At 57.8% G+C, this 19,122-nt stretch carries 13 protein-coding genes and 1 pseudogene; 6 read left to right on the top strand and 8 right to left on the bottom strand.

What is annotated here, in order from left to right; genetic code table 11:
- Positions 1-65 precede the first annotated feature (65 nt).
- From ACFHWW_RS29045 to rfbF, 3 genes are read right to left on the bottom strand one after another with little or no spacing between them, the layout of a single operon-like run.
- Positions 66-1,313, bottom strand: a complete 1,248-nt coding sequence (locus ACFHWW_RS29045; RefSeq protein ID WP_379942604.1) for a class I SAM-dependent methyltransferase — start codon at positions 1,311-1,313, stop codon at positions 66-68.
- A 22-nt stretch (positions 1,314-1,335) separates the two neighbouring features.
- Positions 1,336-2,385: an NAD(P)-dependent oxidoreductase gene (locus ACFHWW_RS29040; RefSeq protein WP_102762249.1), complete on the bottom strand. Its 1,050-nt coding sequence runs from the start codon at positions 2,383-2,385 to the stop codon at positions 1,336-1,338.
- Positions 2,386-2,389: 4 nt separating this feature from the next.
- Entirely contained in the window at positions 2,390-3,160 is a 771-nt protein-coding gene (rfbF, locus tag ACFHWW_RS29035) for a glucose-1-phosphate cytidylyltransferase (protein WP_379942602.1), read from the bottom strand.
- Between the two features lie 94 nt (positions 3,161-3,254).
- On the opposite strand from rfbF, the gene ACFHWW_RS29030 reads away from it, so the two are divergent.
- The 4 genes from ACFHWW_RS29030 (at position 3,255) to ACFHWW_RS29015 (ending at position 7,970) form a co-directional block, all read left to right on the top strand.
- On the top strand, positions 3,255-4,091 hold the full coding sequence (locus ACFHWW_RS29030; protein WP_379942600.1) for a PIG-L deacetylase family protein: 837 nt from the start codon (positions 3,255-3,257) through the stop codon (positions 4,089-4,091).
- Positions 3,994-6,384, top strand: coding sequence for an FG-GAP repeat domain-containing protein (locus tag ACFHWW_RS29025; protein WP_379942598.1), 2,391 nt, complete (start codon positions 3,994-3,996; stop codon positions 6,382-6,384). Before ACFHWW_RS29030 ends, ACFHWW_RS29025 begins: the two co-directional genes overlap by 98 nt.
- 165 nt (positions 6,385-6,549) lie before the next feature.
- Positions 6,550-7,296: an FkbM family methyltransferase gene (locus ACFHWW_RS29020; protein ID WP_379942747.1), complete on the top strand. Its 747-nt coding sequence runs from the start codon at positions 6,550-6,552 to the stop codon at positions 7,294-7,296.
- A gap of 41 nt (positions 7,297-7,337) precedes the next feature.
- Positions 7,338-7,970, top strand: coding sequence for a class I SAM-dependent methyltransferase (locus ACFHWW_RS29015; protein WP_379942596.1), 633 nt, complete (start codon positions 7,338-7,340; stop codon positions 7,968-7,970).
- Positions 7,971-8,045: 75 nt separating this feature from the next.
- Here ACFHWW_RS29015 and ACFHWW_RS29010 read toward each other — a convergent pair whose 3' ends face one another.
- Both ACFHWW_RS29010 and ACFHWW_RS29005 read right to left on the bottom strand, forming a co-directional pair.
- Positions 8,046-9,296 carry a glycosyltransferase family 4 protein gene (locus ACFHWW_RS29010; protein ID WP_379942594.1) on the bottom strand — a complete coding sequence of 417 codons (1,251 nt, stop codon included), beginning with the start codon at positions 9,294-9,296 and terminating at the stop codon, positions 8,046-8,048.
- Positions 9,297-9,315: 19 nt separating this feature from the next.
- Positions 9,316-10,278: an NAD-dependent epimerase/dehydratase family protein gene (locus ACFHWW_RS29005; RefSeq protein WP_379942592.1), complete on the bottom strand. Its 963-nt coding sequence runs from the start codon at positions 10,276-10,278 to the stop codon at positions 9,316-9,318.
- A 309-nt stretch (positions 10,279-10,587) separates the two neighbouring features.
- Here ACFHWW_RS29005 and ACFHWW_RS29000 point away from each other — a divergent pair, with 309 nt between their 5' ends.
- Positions 10,588-11,937, top strand: a complete 1,350-nt coding sequence (locus ACFHWW_RS29000; protein ID WP_379942590.1) for a nucleotide sugar dehydrogenase — start codon at positions 10,588-10,590, stop codon at positions 11,935-11,937.
- Positions 11,938-11,969: 32 nt separating this feature from the next.
- Here the strand turns inward: ACFHWW_RS29000 and ACFHWW_RS28995 are convergent.
- Both ACFHWW_RS28995 and ACFHWW_RS28990 read right to left on the bottom strand, forming a co-directional pair.
- Positions 11,970-13,191 (bottom strand): annotated as a pseudogene (locus tag ACFHWW_RS28995) (IS3 family transposase).
- Between the two features lie 232 nt (positions 13,192-13,423).
- Positions 13,424-14,869, bottom strand: a complete 1,446-nt coding sequence (locus ACFHWW_RS28990) for a lipopolysaccharide biosynthesis protein (RefSeq protein ID WP_379942588.1) — start codon at positions 14,867-14,869, stop codon at positions 13,424-13,426.
- A 524-nt stretch (positions 14,870-15,393) separates the two neighbouring features.
- Here ACFHWW_RS28990 and ACFHWW_RS28985 point away from each other — a divergent pair.
- Positions 15,394-16,839 (top strand): hypothetical protein, encoded by a 1,446-nt coding sequence (locus ACFHWW_RS28985; RefSeq protein ID WP_379942586.1) that lies wholly within the window; start codon positions 15,394-15,396, stop codon positions 16,837-16,839.
- Positions 16,840-17,344: 505 nt separating this feature from the next.
- Here the strand turns inward: ACFHWW_RS28985 and ACFHWW_RS28980 are convergent.
- Positions 17,345-18,121 carry a LuxR C-terminal-related transcriptional regulator gene (locus ACFHWW_RS28980; RefSeq protein WP_379942584.1) on the bottom strand — a complete coding sequence of 259 codons (777 nt, stop codon included), beginning with the start codon at positions 18,119-18,121 and terminating at the stop codon, positions 17,345-17,347.
- Positions 18,122-19,122: the final 1,001 nt, after the last annotated feature.

The following is a 19,122-nucleotide window of genomic DNA, read 5'->3' as shown; positions in this document are numbered from 1 at the left end:
TCTGACGCGACCGTCTCGGTTCCAACTGCTTGCGCGCAATTCATGCCTGCTCCTCGAGCTTATTCTCACACGATGCGGGGAATCGGGACAGGAATGATGAACTTTCCGCCACGCGCGCGATAGTCGGCCTGCTGGTCGAGGACCTCGTCTACGAAATTCCAGGCAAGCAGCAGCACGTAATCCGGTTGGGTTTCGACAAGCGTCTCCGTCGATCGTATCGGCAGCCGCTGCCCCGGCATATACTTGCCTTGCTTGTGGATGTTGCGATCCACGACGAAGTCTATGAGATCGCGTCCGATCCCGATCGTGTTGATCAGCGTCGCTCCTTTGGCCGCCGCCCCATAGGCGGCAATCGATGAGCCCTGCGACTTCAGCCTGCGTAGGAGTGCCAGAAGCTCACGCTTCAACACGTCGACCTTCGCAGAGAAATTGCGGAAATAGTCGATCGTATCGATCCCCAGCGCTGTTTCGTGCGCTAGCTGCACCTTCACGGTGGCGCCGACGCGCTCCTTGGGCCCCACATAAAGACGGAGTGACCCCCCGTGGATCGAGAGAGGCGTGATCTCGTTGAGATAAAGCCCGTGGCGACGGAAGAGCCTCTCGAGCGCCGTGACGGAGAAGTAGCAAAGATGTTCGTGATAGATTGTGTCGAACTCGCAATGCTCGATCAACGGCACGACATAGGGCACCTCGATCACCGCTACACCATCTTCCTTGAGGAGTCGTGCTATCCCGGCGACAAAGCCATTTGTGTCGGCTACGTGAGCGAGTACGTTGTTGGCGTGAACGACGTCGGCAAGCACGCCGTCTACACGGAGCTTTTCGGCGAGATCTTGGGTAAAGAAGGCGCAGCGCGTTTGAACGCCTATCATTTCCGCGGCCGCGGCAGGCCCATCGGCGGGGTCGATTCCAAGCACCTTGACACCCGCCTCGACATAGTTCTTAAGCAGGTATCCATCATTGCTCGCCAGTTCGATGACAAGGCTCTCTGGACCCAGGTTGCGACAGGCGATGAGATCGAGCGCGTTCTTGCGCGAATGTTCTAACAGCGCGGGCGAGAATGAGGAGTAGTAGGGGTAATCGTCCGCAAAGAGGATATTTGGACTTACGGTTTCGGTGATCTGAGCGAGGCTACAGTCTCTGCAGAACGCGACGCGCAACGGGAAGATCAGTTCGGGCTTACCGATGTCCTCCTCGGCTAGAAGGCGATCGGCAAGCGGTGTTGCTCCCAGGTCAAGAAACGTTTCGAGACGTGTTCCGCCGCAGGACCGGCATGCGTACTCCGTAACAGAGTTCAGCTTTTCATGCAGCATGTTGGTACCACCCTCGCACACTTTAGACCGCCACCGCCATGGTAGGAACGGAAACCCGGCGTAGGTCATCGTCCAACTCGCCATTGCGGATCAGCTTCTTCACATGGGCGATGCGCTTGAAGCGCTCGCCTTCAAAATCTTCGAGGGAGAGGCCAACCGAGCAGAACGCCTCGTAAAGCTGCTCGACGCCCCGCCGTGCCGTCCATTGGGGCTTGAAGGCGTGCAAGCGCCGACCAATGTAATTGCAATCAACTCGATAGCATCGCGTATCCGGACCCGCATCGGGCGCGAACTCGATCCGACTGTTTGGCACGATGGCTTGGACGATGTCGGCGATTTCGCGAACCTGGTAGTTCTCGGTGGTCAGTCCCACATTGAAGGCCTCGTTGTGGACAAGCTCACGATCGGCCTCGAGCGCGGCAATATAGGCGCGAGCAATGTCTTCCACATGCACGATCGGACGCCAAGGCGAGCCATCGCTTTTGAGGTAGATTTGCCCAGTGGTGAATGCCCATGCAGTCAGATTGTTGAGGACAAGATCAAAACGGATGCGCGGCGACAGGCCATAGGCGGTGGAAGCGCGCAGGAAAGTAGGGCTGAAGCTTTCGTCCGCCATAGGGGCAACTGCGTGCTCTACTTCAACCTTGGAAAGGCCATACGGCGTGACGGGGTTGAAAGGCGCGCTTTCGGTCAAAAAATCCGAGCCTGCGGCTCCGTAATTGCTGCAGGACGAGGCAAAAAGGAAACGCCGCACGCCTGCCTTTTTTGCAAGCCGCGCCAGGTTCACGGAAGCTTCGCAGTTGATTTGTTGGGTGAGGTTCGGCCGATAGTCCCCAAGAGGGTCGTTGGAGAGCCCAGCGAGGTGTATGACGGCGTCGAAACCAGCCAAATCGCCGACGACAATGTCGCGGACGTCCTCTTCCATCGTCGGCGTATCGTCGAGGGTGCTCTCGAACGTGCAGGAGCGGAAAATATCGCTGTCGAGCCCGGTCACGTCGTGATCGCGCTGATGCAGCATCCGCGTCAGAACGGCTCCGATGTAGCCGCGGTGGCCCGTGACCAGCACCTTCATCTATTCACTCCCACGTTTTCCAGGGCGCGTTCCCGCTGTCCCAAAGTGTCTGCAGGATGTGCTTCTCCCGCAGCGTATCCATGCATTGCCAGAAGGCTTCATGGCGGTACGCCATCAGTTGGCCATCAGCCGCGAGCTGCTGCATCGGCGCGTGCTCGAACATGTCTTCGTCGCCGCCGATGTAATCGCGGACGCCCGGCTCAAGCACGAAGAACGCTCCGTTTATCCAACCTTCCGAAGCCTGCGGCTTCTCGGTGAATTCGACGACGCGGTTGCCGTCGAACTGAATGTGTCCGTAGCGCGCAGGCGGACGCACCGCCGTCATTGTCGCGAGTTTGCCGTGGCTACGGTGAAAGGCGACGAGTTCGTCCAGATTGATGTTCGAAACGCCGTCGCCCCAGGTGAGCATGAAGGTGCCGTCATTCATCCAGTCGATCAGGCGCTTGATGCGGCCGCCCGTCAGCGTTTTGAGCCCGGTCTCGACGAGATCGACGGACCAGTCCGGGGCGGCATTCGTGTGACGCCTCACGTTCCCGGTCGCCGCGTTGACCGTCAGAGTGCCATTGAGCGCGATGTAGTCGCTGAACCAGCGTTTGATGTACTCACCCTTGTAGCCGAGCGCGATTGCAAACTCCCGATGGCCAAAGTGAGAGTAGTGCATCATGATGTGCCAGAGGATCGGCATGCCGCCGATCTCGACCATCGGCTTGGGTCGAACCTCCGTTTCTTCGGCCAGCCTCGTGCCGAAGCCACCAGCCAAGATACCCACTTTCATGAAGAACCTCCTCACGAAGACTGTGTGCCTGACGCAGGCGATTTCAGCTACGATGCATGTTCAGCGCTGAGCAAACAACACGGGCGAACGGATGATGGACACGCACACCTGGGACGTCAGGCAGGCCCTTTGCACGATCCTCGATAGCCGTATGCGGCGTCGATTTAAGCCCTTTGATGTAGCCGATTGGTCCGCGTCGTCCGTCATCTTCGCGCCGCATCCAGACGATGAGACGCTGGGTTGCGGCGGCGTTGCAGCCAAGAAGCTCGCTTCAGGCGTTGAGGTTCGCTTTGTTTTCGTTACCGACGGCGCAGCATCTCATCGGAGGCTCATCAGTCCTGAAGAATTGCGCTCCCGGAGGGAGGCCGAAGCGTTGGAGGCGGTCCGCCGTCTCGGCGCCTCCTCCGAAAGTGTGACCTTCTTACGCTTTCCTGATGCGGAGGCATCACATCACATTCATGCGATAACGAAGGCGATTGTACCGTTGCTCGAAAGATGGCGGTCGCAAAGCGTGTTTGTCACTCATGCAAAGGACCCCCCTTCCGACCATATCGCTGTCAACACCGCCGTGCGGGCGGCACTTCGCTGGCATGGTCGCCCGCTCACCGTCTTCGAGTATCCGGTATGGTATTGGTATCACTGGCCCTGGGTTCGTACGGCGGGCGATCTTCCCGGCATGTGGCGAACCACACTGCGGCAGACGATCAAGACCGCCGCCGGGCTGCGTGCGCTGTCTGCACTCAACACGCTGGTCCCGATCGGCGACGTTCTCGAGGTAAAGCGCCACGCACTGGCAGCACATGTTTCACAGACTCAACGCTCGGAAGACAAGGATGACTGGCAGACACTTTCAGATCTCTCAAGCGGTGAGTTCGTTGCGCGGCTGCTTGCAGACCATGAAGTGTTCACGCGCTACCCGGTCAATTTTTAGCGACCTACGTCGTGCGGTCTTCATCCTTGCGGTAAGCATAGCGACAACAAACTGCGATGTCAGCCATGGCAACGAAAATCCCGAAGACACAGCTCTTAACGGCCTTACCTTCGATCGGAAGGAAATCGCCGATCATTCGGGAGATGTAAAGCTCGTCGGCGATATTGACGGTGATGGTCAAGTCGATTTCGTTCTCGGCGGCCTTCCGGAGGATCCGCTGTCATGGTGGCACGGTCCCGATTTGCGCAAGACGACCATCGCCACCGCCCGCATCGAGTTCACCACCGATGGCGTGCTTGCCGATGTGGACGACGATGGTGATCTCGACATTATCACCGCCGACGGGCCTGACGGAGTTAATTTAATCTGGTTCGAAAATCCGCGCCCGAACGGAGACCCGGCCGATGGTCACAAATGGAAACGCCACGAGATTGGAGAAGCCGGCGGTTGGGGCAAGGACATTAAGGCTGCCGATTTTGACGGCGACGGCCGTTTAGACATTGTCGTACGAGCGCCTGGTGAAGTAGTGATCTTTTTCCAGAACGAGCCGATCGCCTGGATCGGTGTCGCCTTTTCTTCCTTCAATCTGGGCGAAGAGGGCATGGCGATCGGAGACATCGACAGCGACGGCAATATCGACCTGGTCCTGTGCGGTGTATGGGCGCACAATCCCGGCGGAGTAGCGGCACGCGATGCACCTCGATGGCAGAGCTATCCGGTTGGCCCGTTCAACCCGGCATTCAAGGCGCTCGTTATCGATATCGACCAAGACGGACGCGTCGACATTCTGTCGTCGAGTTCAGAGCACACGGCTGATGTCGCGTGGTTCCGCGCCGAAAGCGGACCGTCTGGCCATTGGGTCCGCCATGTCATTCAACCAGCCGTGGCAGGTGCTCACACGCTACAGGCAGCCGACATGGACAGGGATGGTGACATCGACATTGTGGTCGGGCAAATGCATCAGACGGAGGAGCGGACCCTCGCCGTCCATTATAACCGTGACGGACGCGGAACGCGCTGGACCCGGCAGATCATAGACGATACCGGTTTGCACAACGGCGTTGTCGCGGACGTCGATAGCGACGACGATTTCGATATCTATGGCGCCAACTGGGCGGGCCATCCGCCCCTCAGGGTCTGGATCAACCTTCTCAACCCGCCCGCCCCGACCCGTCGGCTCGATAGGTGGGTCTATCACCGGATCACGAACGCGCATGTGCGTTCTTTCGGGCTGGCCTTCGCCGATATGGATGGCGACGGGCGAATGGACATTGTGTCCGGCCCGTTTTGGTACCGTCAGCCACCCTTGCCGTGGCAGAAGGGATGGGAGCAGATCCGGCTGGGCGAAGGATTGGACGCGGTCGGAGCCCTCGATTTTGACGGCGACGGGCACGCGGAAGCCACCGCCCAGCGCAACAGGGGCAAAACGTTGCAATTCTATTGGCTGAAAACTGTCGATGCTGTAGCGCACAAGTTCGAAGAGCACGTAATTGGCGAGGTGCCGGCAGCGACGCATGACCTCGGCTCGCAAGGCCACGTATTCGCACAGATCGTTGAAGGAGGTCTTCCGGAGCTGGCGGTCTCGAGCGGTGGCGGGGTCTTCTATTTCACGATCCCCGACGATCCGGCGGCTCCCTGGCCGAGGACGCGCATCTGCGCAGAGGCCTCCGATGAGGGAATAGCCTTCGCCGATCTCGATGGCGATGGCCTGATTGACCTCGTCGCCTCGACGGGGGACACCAAGGAGGTCGCCTGGTGGCGCAACCCCGGCGATGGTTCGGAAGATTGGCAGCGACGAGACGTCGCGAAAGTGTCAGAAATGATCTACCCCGATCGGGTGGCGGCGGCTGACCTCGACGGCGACGGTCACCCGGACATCGTCGTGACGGAGGAAAATGGCGCCGCTGACGGTGCGAGGGCCTCTTGGTGGAGCGGCCCAGCCACTGGCTCATTCAATTGGGAGCGGCACGAAATCACTTCGCGAGGCTCACTCAACAGCCTTTCGGTCGCTGATATGGACGGCGACGGCAGGTTGGACCTAGTTATGGCCGAGCACCGCGGCGCGCTTGGGATGTCGGTTTGGCGCAATGTGGGCGGCGGAAATTTTATCGAGCAGTTGGTCGGGGAAGGTTTCGAAAGCCATCTCGGCGCGCGCGCGGTCGATCTGGACGGCGATGGCGATCTCGACATCGTTTCGATCGGATGGGACGCCCCCGGCGCCATCCATGCCTGGCGTAATGATGCGGTCGAGCAAATGCCGGCGGCCCCTGAACCCGGCCAGTTACGACGATAAGGTGCATTGCTCACTGCGCGGGATGCACCCGTTAATCAATCGGCGTACTGCCACCAACCCGATGTAGGTCTCGATGGAGCTTGGCGGATTTGCCATTATCAAGGTAGTCGGCTCCGTTCCGAGCCGAGGCAGGAATGTTTTACCGACGCAACGGAGAATGGGGCCATGAGACTGGTTTCAAGGCTGCTCGACGCTTTTTCGGAAAGACGTGTGGTCGCCACGGGAGAGGCCGCCGGATTGACGCTGGTCTCTAGAGATGCCGATCCGGACTTCAGGCGCGGTACCTATGAGCGGCCAATCCAACAGGCGATTGCATCGAATTTGGCGCCTGGTGGCGCCTTTTTCGATATCGGCGCCAATATCGGCTTCTTCTCCCTCATCGCTGCGCGCCGGGTCGGAAGGGAAGGCCAAGTCTACGCTTTTGAGCCGGTGCCGAGGAATGCCGCCGCGATCCGTCGAAGCGCGCAGCTCAACGGCTTCGACGCCATTCGGGTGTTCCCCGAAGCTGTTGGGGCGACGACCGGCCGCGCAGAGCTTCTGTTGGCGCGTCACATCGGGGGCGCTGCACTTGCCTCGGCCGAGGCACCACCCGATATGAACGGCTATCTTGAAGTCGATGTGACAACACTTGACGACGCGATCGCCCGGCACGGTCTGCGGCCCCCGTCGCTGGTCAAGATTGACGTCGAAGGTGCCGAGATTGAGGTCCTTCGCGGCATGACGGAAACCTTGCGAGCCCATCGACCGAGTATCATCTACGAAATCGATGACGCGACGCGCGATGGTCTTGACCGTAAGGCTCGCCAAATCGCCGCGCTTCTGACATCGGCCGGCTATGTTCTCGCAGCACTGCCGCCGTCCTATACCGAGCAGTCTTGGCACGTCCAACATTTGTTCGCGGAAGCAATGTAACCGTCGCTAGGTGCCGGGATATGATGGGAGGCGAGAAGAGCATGTACAGACAAGCGCGAAATGCGGTGCGCGACCTCCTTCGGAGGCGCGCGCCCTATCTGATTCGCTACATCAGTACGTTTCATCTCACCGATGACCGCATACTCCTCGAGACGGTTATTCTCCCCTATCTGCGCGACGATCCTGCTGTAAAACGTGTCCTGTTTGTCGGCTGCGAGTGGTACACGAAGCCTTGTGAATCGAAGTTTCGCGCCAAGGAATATTGGACGATCGACATAGATCCCAATAAGCGCCGCTTCGGTGCGCGACGCCATATGGTTGACGCTCTGAGGAACCTGGAACGGCATAGGCCCGCCGATTACTTCGACGCGGTTATCTGCAACGGCGTCTTCATGAAAACGGCAATTGAAACGCGCGACGACGCTGAAGCCTCATTCCGGGCATGCTGGCGTTGTCTGCGCCCCGGCGGCTGGTTCGTTCTCGGCTGGAACGACATTGACGAGTTGCGGCCCTATCCTCCCTCGGAAAGCCCGACGCTTGCGGCTTTTACGCGCACTTCATTTCCCCCGCTAGGTGCGAGCGAGCATCGGACGGACACAAGCTACGGACACACTTATACGTTTTTCAGGAAGCCAGATTCCATTCAGGAAGGCCTTTTGGGAAAATACGTCTAATTTCAAAGTCTTGGATGGACCGGATGGGATGACTGGATTGAGGAAACGAAACATGGACCTAGCTACTAGCGGTGCTCATCTGCTCACCCGCTCATAAACGGACCTTAGCCGCTCCGCGCGCGCCTCCCACGAATAAAGCGCCACGGCGCGCTCGCGTCCTTCTTTCCCCATTCCTCTTGCGCGGGCGGGATCATCCAGAACGGTGATCAGTGCCTGCGAGAGTTCGCCCGGAGCATCGGCCTCCACCAACATCCCGGTATGTCCGTCCAGGATGGATTCACACATACCCCCGACCCGCGTTCCCACCACCGGAATTCCGCAGGCCATTCCTTCCACGACAGAAATCCCAAAGCTCTCGCTGAGCGACGGATTCACCACGATATCGGCGTCGTGGTAGGCCGCAATGAGTTCCTTGTGGGACACATTGCCAACGAATCGGATCCGATCCCGTAGCCTGTGGCGATCTATGAGTTCGTCCAGGTGTTCCTGATATCTGCATCTGTTCCATTGGTCGTAGAAACGGTTGAGATCTATGACACGGGGGTCTGACGAGAGGCTGGTCAGGAAGTCAACAGGGAGAGGAGAATAGGGCCCCGCGATCCGCAGTTCCACGTCCGGGAAGCGCAGCGCGACTTCACTGAAGGCCTCTACGAGCGTGTGAAGCCCCTTTTCTGGTGATATTCGCCCGACGAACAGGATTACACGCCCGGTTCTTGGGTCACCTGGTGCTCCCGCTTCGCCCGGCCGAAAATGGAAGACATCGACGCCGTTGCCGACAGAGGCAACAGCTCCGGGATAGTCCGGGAATGCAGAACGAAATGTTTCGGCTATGTGATCGCTGACGGCGACCACGGCATCCACTACCTCAAGTTGGGAGGCCACCTGATCGCGGTCACGCTGTGACAACCACTCGCATTGCATCTCGAGCACGAGCCTATGAGATGAGCTGGACTCCTTTAGAGCCCGGCTCCACTTCCAATAGTTCATCAGATGGACGATATCCGGCCGGTCCAGGGCCAGATAACGACGAATTTCGTTCTTATATTGGGAATGGTCGTCGGCCTTCCGGTCCAGTTGCGTCCACCGCGCCAAGCGAGGAAATTCGCGAATAACCTTTTGCTGCAGCCTGTCGCGCCGTACCGGAGCTCGCCGCAAAGCGAATGGCAGGTCCGCCGGAACTCTGTCGTCCCGGTAGTGTCTTCCATAGACCGTGATGTGCAAGCTGTTACTGAGGTGAAGCGCAGTATTGTAGACAATCAGCCCGATCGAATTTTGAACCGGCGGGAAAAGTCTATCGTAAGGCTGCCCGACATAGACCAGCTTCATTCATGCCCCCAACGTGTGCTCACGCGACTTTTCTGAACTCATGAGAGCTTTGCGACTTGGAGACGTGTTCGGCAAGGCGCCTAATGCCCTCTTCTAGTGGAACCAAGGGACGGTTCAAGAGTGCCTTCATCTTGCTCGTGTCAGGGCACCGGCGCGTCATGTCGCCCTCTGTTAGCGGTGGACGGAACTCCAATTTTGACGATGAGCCCAGCACGCCGATGACGATTTCGGCGAGTTGTCGAATGCTCACTTCCAGATCGCTGCCTATGTTGATGACATCGTTCTCGTGCGAGCGAGTTCGATGTACCGCAATGCACGTGTCAACCGTGTCGCCAACATAACAGAAAGTGCGCGTTTGCGAACCATCCCCGTAAATGGTCAGAGGCTCACCGAGAAGTGCAGCATGCACGAAACGCGGCAGCACGAAATCTTCGCTCTGGCGTGGTCCATAGGTGTTGAAGAAGCGGAAAATCGTGAAGGGGAGTCCGAATTCACGCTGATAGGTGCGTAGATAGACTTCTCCAAGATTCTTCACGACAGCATATGGCAGGCGCGAGTTCAGCGGCGTGGTGTTCTCATTTTGGGGAATCTCAAATGGCTCCCCATAAACTTCTGATGAGGAAGCGAAGTACACACGCTCGGCGCCCGTGTTCTTGCACAGTCTCAGCACGTTCTCTATTCCGGCAATATCGCGCAATACGAGTAATGGGTTTGCCAAGGTGCGCTGCACGCCGACGACGGCTGCGAAATGGAAGACATGTGTGAAATGGAAGCGATAGAACAAGGAGGAGATGTCGTCGAAATCGTTCGCATCCGCCTTTATGACGGTCAGGTTTCCGGCGTCGATTTGTACTTTATCGCGACTGCCGGTCGACAAGTTGTCAGCCACGACCACTTGGGTCTGAGGGAGTTTGACCAAAGCGCGAGTGAGTGCGCTGCCGATGTTGCCCGCACCTCCGGTGATCAAAATTGACTGTGTCATCATCCCACCTGTACCAAGCAACCGATAGTGGCCGCCGATGCGTCGGCGCCATCCACAACACGCCCTGCCCGCTCATAAGCGGAGAAATGTCAAAGGCTCTTTGCTGCGCTCGAGATTGAGTGTCGCAGCGAACGATTTATTTGACAACTTCGGCTGGATAAGCATTTCGACTGTTCTCCTTTTGGCGCAACTCAACTTTTTTGAGATGTAGAGCGCCTCGCAGAATACATCCAATTTGCTGATTGCCGGGAACTACTTCACTGCAATAATTGAGACGATGCTCCATTTTCGACATGGGGACGAAAGCATATGCAACACATGAACACTGGTCCTGATGCCGAAGAACTGCTGAACCGCATCCGGACGCGGGACTGCACGATCGGCATCATGGGGCTTGGATACGTCGGGTTGCCGCTCGCTCTGAGCTCGCTTGAGGCGGGGTTCAGGGTTATCGGTTTCGACATCGACCAGTCGCGGGTCGCGCTGCTTAACCGCGGCGAAAGCGGAATAAAGCATCTGCCTGGCCCAGCCATCCAACAGAATGTTGACAGCAAGCGGTTTCGCGCCACGAGCGATTTCTCTGCGTTGAGCATGCCTGATGCGATCCTGATAGCGGTTCCGACGCCGCTTACCAGAAATCGGGAGCCAAACCTGTCGTTTGTCGAAAACAGCGCAAGGGCCATCGCTGACCGGCTCCGTCCTGGGCAACTTGTCGTCTTAGAGTCGACCACTTGGCCAGGCACGACACGAGAAATCGTGCGGCCGCTGCTGGAAGCGACGAACCTTGTTCTCGGAAAGGATTTTTTTCTTGCATATTCGCCCGAGCGCGAAGACCCCGGAAACAAAGTGCACACTACCACCAGTGTTCCGAAGGTGATCGGCGCCGACGATCCGTCTTCACTGGAAATTGCGCAAGCACTGTACAGCCAGATTATCGTGCGGACTGTTCCCGTGACTTCAACCGCAACCGCGGAGGCGGTCAAGCTAACGGAGAACATTTTTCGCTCCGTGAACATTGCCTTGGTCAACGAGCTGAAGGTCATCTTCGACCGGATGGGCATCGATGTTTGGGAAGTGATCGAAGCCGCCAAGACAAAGCCGTTCGGATATATGGCGTTCTACCCAGGACCAGGTCTCGGCGGCCACTGCATCCCCATCGACCCGTTCTACCTGACATGGAAGGCTCGCGAGTACGAAGTAGCAACGCGCTTCATAGAATTAGCTGGAGAGGTCAACACGAACATGCCGCACTACGTTGTTGACCGCCTTGTGGAGGCTTTGGACCGCAAAGCCCGCCGCGGCTTGAACGAATCTCGGATCCTATTGATCGGGATGGCTTACAAGAAGAATGTGGGGGATACACGAGAGAGCCCGTCGCTGAGGCTAATCGACCTGATGGAGCGACGGGGCGCAGTCGTTGACTACCACGATCCTTACGTGCCTGAGATTCCCGCCACAAGAGAGTATGCCGCGTTAGCAGGTCGGCGCTCGGTGGATATTTCAGCCGACCGCCTGGCCTCGTTTGATGCCATTGTCATCACGACAGATCATGATGCCATTGATTGGAGAACCGTCGTTGAAGGTGCAAAGCTGGTGGTCGACACCAGAAATGTCTGTGCACGCTTCCATGTGAGCGCCCCTAATGTAGTAAAAGCATAAACTTGGAGTTGCCCCCAAAAGACCGGACATGCTCAGGCTTGAGATTTCGAGCTGATGAACTCGCGTGGAGATTGATACCCTAAGGCGCTGTGCGGGTGAAGATTATTGTAATGCTCGAACCAGAACGGCAGTTGCGCCATGACGGTTTCGGCATCCGGGGTGGGGTTCACGGCGACGTAATCGCGCTTGAAGGTTTTGACGAAGGCCTCGGCCATGCCATTCGACAGCGGGCTGCGCACCGGCGTCGTGCACGGTTCCATGCCGATGTCGCGCAGCAAGGACGCGGTGTCCCTGGCGATGAAGCAGGAGCCGTTGTCGGTGAGCCATTCGATGGGCTCGGACAGCATGTTGATGCGGCCGAAGCGGTTCTCCACTGCGGTGATCACGAGGTCCTGCACGTCCTGGCTCTTGATGCCCTCGGTGGTGGCGACATGGGCGATTGCCTCTCGGTCGCAGCAGTCGAGAGCGAAGGCGACGCGGACCTTCTCCTTGTTGTCGCAGCCGATCTCGAAGCCGTCGGAGCACCATCTGATGTTCGAACGTTCGACAGCGACCTGACCGTCGTGGAGACGGTCAGGTCGGCCGCTCCGGTGTGGCGCACCAATAGCAGATTGTGCAGCTTCATCACCCGGTAAACGCGCTTGGCATTGGGCCACGAACGCCCATCTTTCCGGGCATTGCGGCGCAGGATGGCATGGACACGCCGATAGCCGTAGGTGGGCATGTCGGCGATGATGGCCTTGATATCCTCCACCAGTTCCCGATCCGGGAGTGGTGGACGTCCTCTGGCTCTGGAAGGGGAATTTGCGGCACGCGCGGCGATATTCGACCGGGCGACATCTAGAGTTTCGCAGACGGTCTTCATTCCAAAATCCCCCTCGGAAGAGAGAGCGAGCGCAACAGATGTTTTTTTGGGCCGCCGGCGATTTCGAGGGCTTCCTTCAGGATTTCGCTCTCCATCGTCTTCTTGCCCAACAGGCGTTGCAACTCCTTCACCTGGGCCTGAAGCGCCCGGTATTCGGAAGCCGGAACGACCTCCTCTTCGGCGGCAGTCGCCGTTAGTGCCCCTTGGGACGCCAGCTTGCGCCAGGCGAACAACTGGTTCGGCTGGATGCCGTGCCGACGCGCGACGATGCTCACCGTCGCGTCCGCCTCATAGGTCTCGTGGATGATCGCCAGCTTCTCTGCCGTGCTCCAGCGCCGCCGACGTTCCGGCCCGGAGAGCACTTCCATCTTAAAATTGCTGCTAGTCATATTACCAACATTACTCCTACACACTTAACTAAGTGGGGGAGCATGTCCGGGCCTTTCGGGGGCTAATTCAAGTAAAAGCATAAATTGCCCGACTGCAAGGCTCCGTGGGATAGCGTCAGCGAATTGTATTCTGACAAGCCGCCGGTTCGAGGTAGGTACCGGGAAGCGCCGCGGGGACCTGGTCAGTGTGCTTGTGAGAGCGCTGCCATTTTCTCCGATGATCTGGTTGCTCCTATTCGCGAAGGCTTAGAAGCATGTCGCGAGCTTTGAGCAGGTCCGCACGCACTAGCAGGACGGCTGCGGCAATATAGATGGGAGCGCCGATCGCGATCCCTGCTGCCACTGTGACAGCCTGAGGGAGATCATCCGGGGCGGCCAGCAACCATGCACTAACGATCACGAACATGAGTGCGGCCGCGCCCGCCAATCTCGGGAAGATTGCCAATGGCTTCGACACGTCGATATGAGCGGTATGCTGTACGTAGAAGAGAAAGACCGGCAGCAGGAGCAAATTACAGGCGACGAGCGCAGCAATTACTGCCTCCAGACTAATCTGTGCTGCGGCGGTGAGCAGGACGAGACTGAAGAGCGTGTAAATCATATTTAGTTCCAGGACCAAACTCGATTGCCCGAGCGCAAGGATCGTATACGCACACAAGCTGTCGATCGTACGCTGCAATCCCAGTATCATGAGGATCTGGACGGCGACCACGGCGCTTGTCCATTGTGGCCCAAAGACCAAGGGAACGGCGACAGGCGCGATCGCGGCAAAGCCCACGAAGGCGGGAAAGCCAGCAATTGCGGCCATCCGCACGCTTGTGTTGAAGAAGTGATCGATCTTGTCCGGTTCGCGTTGAACTCTGGCCACGGCGGGCATCGTTATCGCCGCCAAAGGACCGAGTAGGAACTCCCCCAAAAGGTCAAGGGGGCGACGGGCGATGGCGTAAACGCCAACAGCAACAGGCCCGAAAAACAGGCCAAGGATGACTTTTGGAATCTCTTCGTTCACGAAGGTCCATAGAGTTTGGACGACGATCGGGCCGGCAAATCCGAACAATTCGCGGCAGCGCGCGTAAGAGTACGCCATACGTGGCCGCCACGAACTCCCGAGAAGAATAACGGTTGTTTCTACAATCGCCTTTGCGACCTGCATCAAGACTAGGCTCCACATGCCGTAGCCGGCGATCGCCATGGTCAAACCCACGGTCCCGCCGACCATCGTTCCGGTCAGTGTGCGCAGTGTGAAGAGGCGAAAATTCAGCTCTCTCTTGAGGACCGCTGTTGGGACTGCCGCCAAGGACTGAACCACAACAATTATGCCGGTCCAGCGCACGAGGCCCTCGAGAAGCGGTTCGCCGAAGAGCTCGGCGACCTGTCCGGCGAACGCCCAGATGAGAGCGCTCAGCGTTGCGCCGGTCGCAACAAGCAGCCAGAACGCTGAATCCAGATGAATGGGCTCGATCTCCGCGCGCTGGACAAGTGCATCAGGTATCCCTCTCGTCACCACCGTTGCTAAAATGGTTGGAGCAACCATGGCGAGTGTGGCGAGGCCGAATTCCTCCGGGCCGAGATGGCGGGCCAGAATGATGAAGACGGCGAACATGGCGACTTGGCGGCCCCATGTCTCGACAGCTGCCCATGCCGCGCTGCTGAGAACCTTTTTGCCTAGCGAAGTCATCTTGGGTCCTCGGACCTTTGGGGAATCGGATCTCGAAGTTAAATTGCATGGGCGCGGATCGTCTTCCTCGGCGTTTGCTATTCGCTCGATCCGTTTTGGTACATGCAAGGCCGCTGCCACTTACCAAATTCCGCAGTTGTGGTGTGCGCTCAGGCTAGCGGCGCACGGGATGAAGGCAAATCTCTCCATTTTGGGGAGGGCGTAAACCTTCCCACTCCTTTCGCAGGGCCATGGCATGTGGCGCGAACCATGAGAACGGGGGCAGACGGCGGGAAGTAACCCCGCAACTTTCGGCATATTGGCACACCGCGCGCTGAGGTTCAGGGGCGTTTGGCGGGCGGGATCGTCGTCGGCAGACCTCGGCGGGGCGACCTGAGGCGACAAGCCCTACCAAATCGTAGCAGGACTTTACTCCCTTTGGCGCGCTTGCGTTCCGCGCAACATTTGCCAAGGATTGGATGAGGCAAGGTTGCGACGAATTCGCGTGCCTTCGGTCTGCGTTGCAGAGTTGGAACCGGCAGCCCATGCAGATTTCGTTCGTCGGCCTTTTAATCTGTGCGGGGATATTGGTAATCGGCTATTATTGCCGCGCTCCATTGATCATTGGCCTCATCGTCTCGCTTGCTTTTGGTGCCACTGCAGTTATGACTCTGAGCGCGATTGGAGGTTCGTCACCGCTCATCTACACCTTCTTCGCCGCGCTTTTAATAACGGCAGTTGTCAGCAGGCGGCGCATGTGGCGGGACCTTGGTCACGTGTTCGGCAAAATTAGACCGGTTTGGGTGCTCACCGGCCTGATGCTCTATGCCGTGGTCGGCGCATGGTTGTTTCCGCGCTTCTTTGCCGGACAGACGAGCGTATTCGTTCAGGCAGCCATGAGGCGCGGGGTCATCGAGGCTCCGCTTGCGCCCGTCTCGGGCAACATTACCCAAACCGGATATTTTGTTCTGGGCGGCCTCACCGCCATCGCCTTATGCGTCCTACTCCTCCAAGAAAATAGGTTGGAGAGTATCCGACGCGGATTTCTTCTGTGGTGTAGTGTTCACGTCGTCTTCGGACTCCTTGATTTGCTGGGCAAGGTCGGCGGAGCCGGCGATATCCTGTCGCCTATCCGCACGGCCAGCTACGCCATGCTTACCGAGGTCATCGAAAATGGCTTTTGGCGCATTACTGGGGCCGCATCCGAGGCATCGTCCTTTGGCGGCGGCTCACTGGTCTGCCTCTCATTTTGTTACGTTTATTGGCGGAAGACAAAGTCACGCGTGGCCCAGGTACTGGCCTTCCTCTTACTCGTCCTCTTGCTTCTTTCCACGTCTTCTGTTGCCTATGTCGGCCTCGCCGTACTGAGCATTCCCGTGGCACTTTCCATTTCGTGGTCGTTTCTGTCCGGCCGCATGGACAAGGACGAGATCCTGATCATCGCGTTCATTGCGCTCGCAGCCGTCACTATCTTGGCAATCGTTCACTACGATGAAGAATTCTTCGCGCCTTTTGTTCATCTGATCGATTCCATGGTTCTCAACAAAGCCAGTTCCGCGTCCGGTCAGGAGCGTGCCTACTGGAATATTAAGAGCCTCCAGGCTTTCGTCGAGACGGGTGGCCTCGGCGTCGGCTTGGGCAGTTCGCGTGCCTCGAGCTGGCCGATTGCGGTGGCTTCGCAGCTTGGCCTCGTTGGCGGGGCGATGATGGTGACGCTGCTGCTGGTTATACTCAGGGGCATGGGAAGCCTAAAGGGCTACATCCATCCCGAAGCAAATGCGGTGATATCGAGCGTGCAGGCTTGCGCGCTCGGTTCCGTCGTCGCTGGATCTTTGGGTGCTGGAAGTGCCGATCCGGGCATGATTTTCTTCATTGCACTTGCCGTCATCTCGACGAGCAGAGTGAATGCCCGCAGAAGCAGGGATGCCACATTGCGCACCATACGGCTTGGTCAGCCTGCGCCTCTCACTTACCGACCCGCAACGCATTGATGTGTCGCAAAGGCGGCGCGGCGCGCGGGCTGTCACATCCGGCAAAGACTTTATCGCCGTCGCGCCTCAGTCCCCTCCATTCCGACGGGGCTACCGATTTACCGATTCCCTCTTGACCTCCGTTCGCCCGGCTGGCGCAACGATTTGTTCGGATCGAGTGCATATCCCTTTCCATTCAGTTCTCATAGTGCCTGGACACGAGCACTCCGAGCAATCAGTGGCCTAGGGTCAGTCGTTTGTCGTTGGGTCGTGGCGGGAACTGGGGAACAGTTGCTCGACAGCTTGCCGGCTTGGGCTAAGGTGAGGGGCCTAGTCAGCCGATGAGGGAGGGCGATCGGGCGATCGGCCTTTGTTGGGCATCAAAATCGTTGCATTTCAACATTTGCAACGGCCTGCGTGCGAATGCCTATTCGACGCCAAGGATGCGCGCTAAGGAGTACACACTGGCCGCTCTGTTAGGCTCATTGCGCAAGCGCGTACGATCCGCCTGAACGGACTAAGTGGCTTAGGAGGTGAGTGTATCGCCTGAAAAGAGGCCATTCAGCTTACAAGCTACCTCGGTTCGGTTGGTAGCCCTCAGTTTTTTCATGATATGGCGAATATGGACCTTGACTGTGCTTTCGCGGAGCTTGAGTTCGTAGGCTATGATCTTGTTCGCCTTGCCTTTTCGTAGCGCCTCGACCACTTCCGCTTGACGTACGGTGAACATCCCCGCTAGCGGCGAAACTTCCTGCTTCTCAGGCGCGATTAGGTGGCGTGCCGCGAGAACGCTGCTCGCCGGCACAAAGACGCCGCCCGCGATCGCCAAACTAATCGCTTCAATGCACACGTCCACGCCGACAGATGTCGGGATATATCCTTGCGCGCCGCTTTCAAGAACCCGCAAGATTTGGGTGATGTCGTCGCTGTCGGACAGGACAACGACGGGTGCGGGGCGAAACTCGGATGCGAGCCTGGGAATTTCTATCTCGATCTCGCCGAGTTTGCGCGCACCGCTATTGAGGAGGACGGCTGCAATGGGGGGACGGTTGCCCTTCGCCTCCCGCCAATCGTCAATCGATCCGAAAGCGGCAACATCCATCCCTATACCGTGATTAATGAGGGTTCTGGCCAAGCATTCGCGACCTAACGCCCTACTATCAAGGACAAGCAAGCACGGCTTGTCTGCGTTTTCGAGTGACTGCTCTTCCCCTTCATTTGCCGCTGGTGAGACACTTTTCGCGCGGTGCGGCTCATGCGTGAATCCCGACACTTTCCCTAGATCTGGTATTGATGAAGCCATTGCCGATTCCCTCTGGTACCGCTAGACAGATATATTTGCCAAAGAACTGCAGCCAAAGAACTGCACGGACCAGGAAGCAATTTCCGACCGAGATTTTACTATAAATGTTTTACGCGAGCTTCGGCTTATTCCCTCGGACCGTTACTCCCCGAAAATTCGTTATCGATCAAAGAACGAATACAATCTTCCAGTAGATGGTCCTGAAGAACACATCCACAAAGATCGCGGGCATACGTCATGACGAATTGCCTGCACGATTTACATTCGGAACTGGAGTCCTCTGCTGTCCCAACGGATCAGCACTATTCCGGCCATGTTGATCCAATTGGCAAATGGCGCATGCAGTCGGGCCGACGCCGCAGGGCAAATCGTCTCCCATCCACGAAGGCCGATTGGTCGGCAAACCACGTCTTTCAAGAGCCCACGTCGAAGAAGATCGGGTTCGCGACAAAGGGGGAACGTCACACGCTATTGCACATCTGCTGTTCCGCGCCGGCGACGGTGGATGTCGTTTCGTCTCCTCAAAATAATATGCGACCGTCAGGTCTAATCACCTTAACCTTCGAATTAAGTGATGGGGGGCGCCATTTGGCAATTACCGAATGAGAGGCATAGCTACCATCTTCGAGGTAAGCCCGGTATCGCCTATTCACCTTTTGTAGGAGTATGTTAGGCGCCCCGCTCATCAGGAAGCCATAGGAAGGCATTGCGCTCCTGTTTCCGTCTTTGAAGACTGCAAAGTCGCGCCCCGCCTCGCTTCTGTTGCGGGCGCCATTGGATGATCGAGGGCAAGTTCAGACATCGAAATCTCAGATGACGCGGCTGACGCCGTTGTTACGGCTGGAAATGCCGTCTACGTCGTCCTCGCCTCAAAGTAAGCGCTCATTTCCATGCGCCTTTTCTCGTTGATGCCTCTGCCGCATGAAGTGTCCACTTAAAATAGGTGGACACCAAATATGAGTGACGAAGAGCAGAAACTGCGTGTGCGGCATGTGGGGCGC

It is taken from the genome of Sinorhizobium sp. P24N7, assembly GCF_042436655.1.
Classification (GTDB): domain Bacteria; phylum Pseudomonadota; class Alphaproteobacteria; order Rhizobiales; family Rhizobiaceae; genus Sinorhizobium; species Sinorhizobium meliloti_A.
Note: the sequence above shows the minus strand (reverse complement) of the source record. Positions and strands in the feature narration are given on the sequence as shown.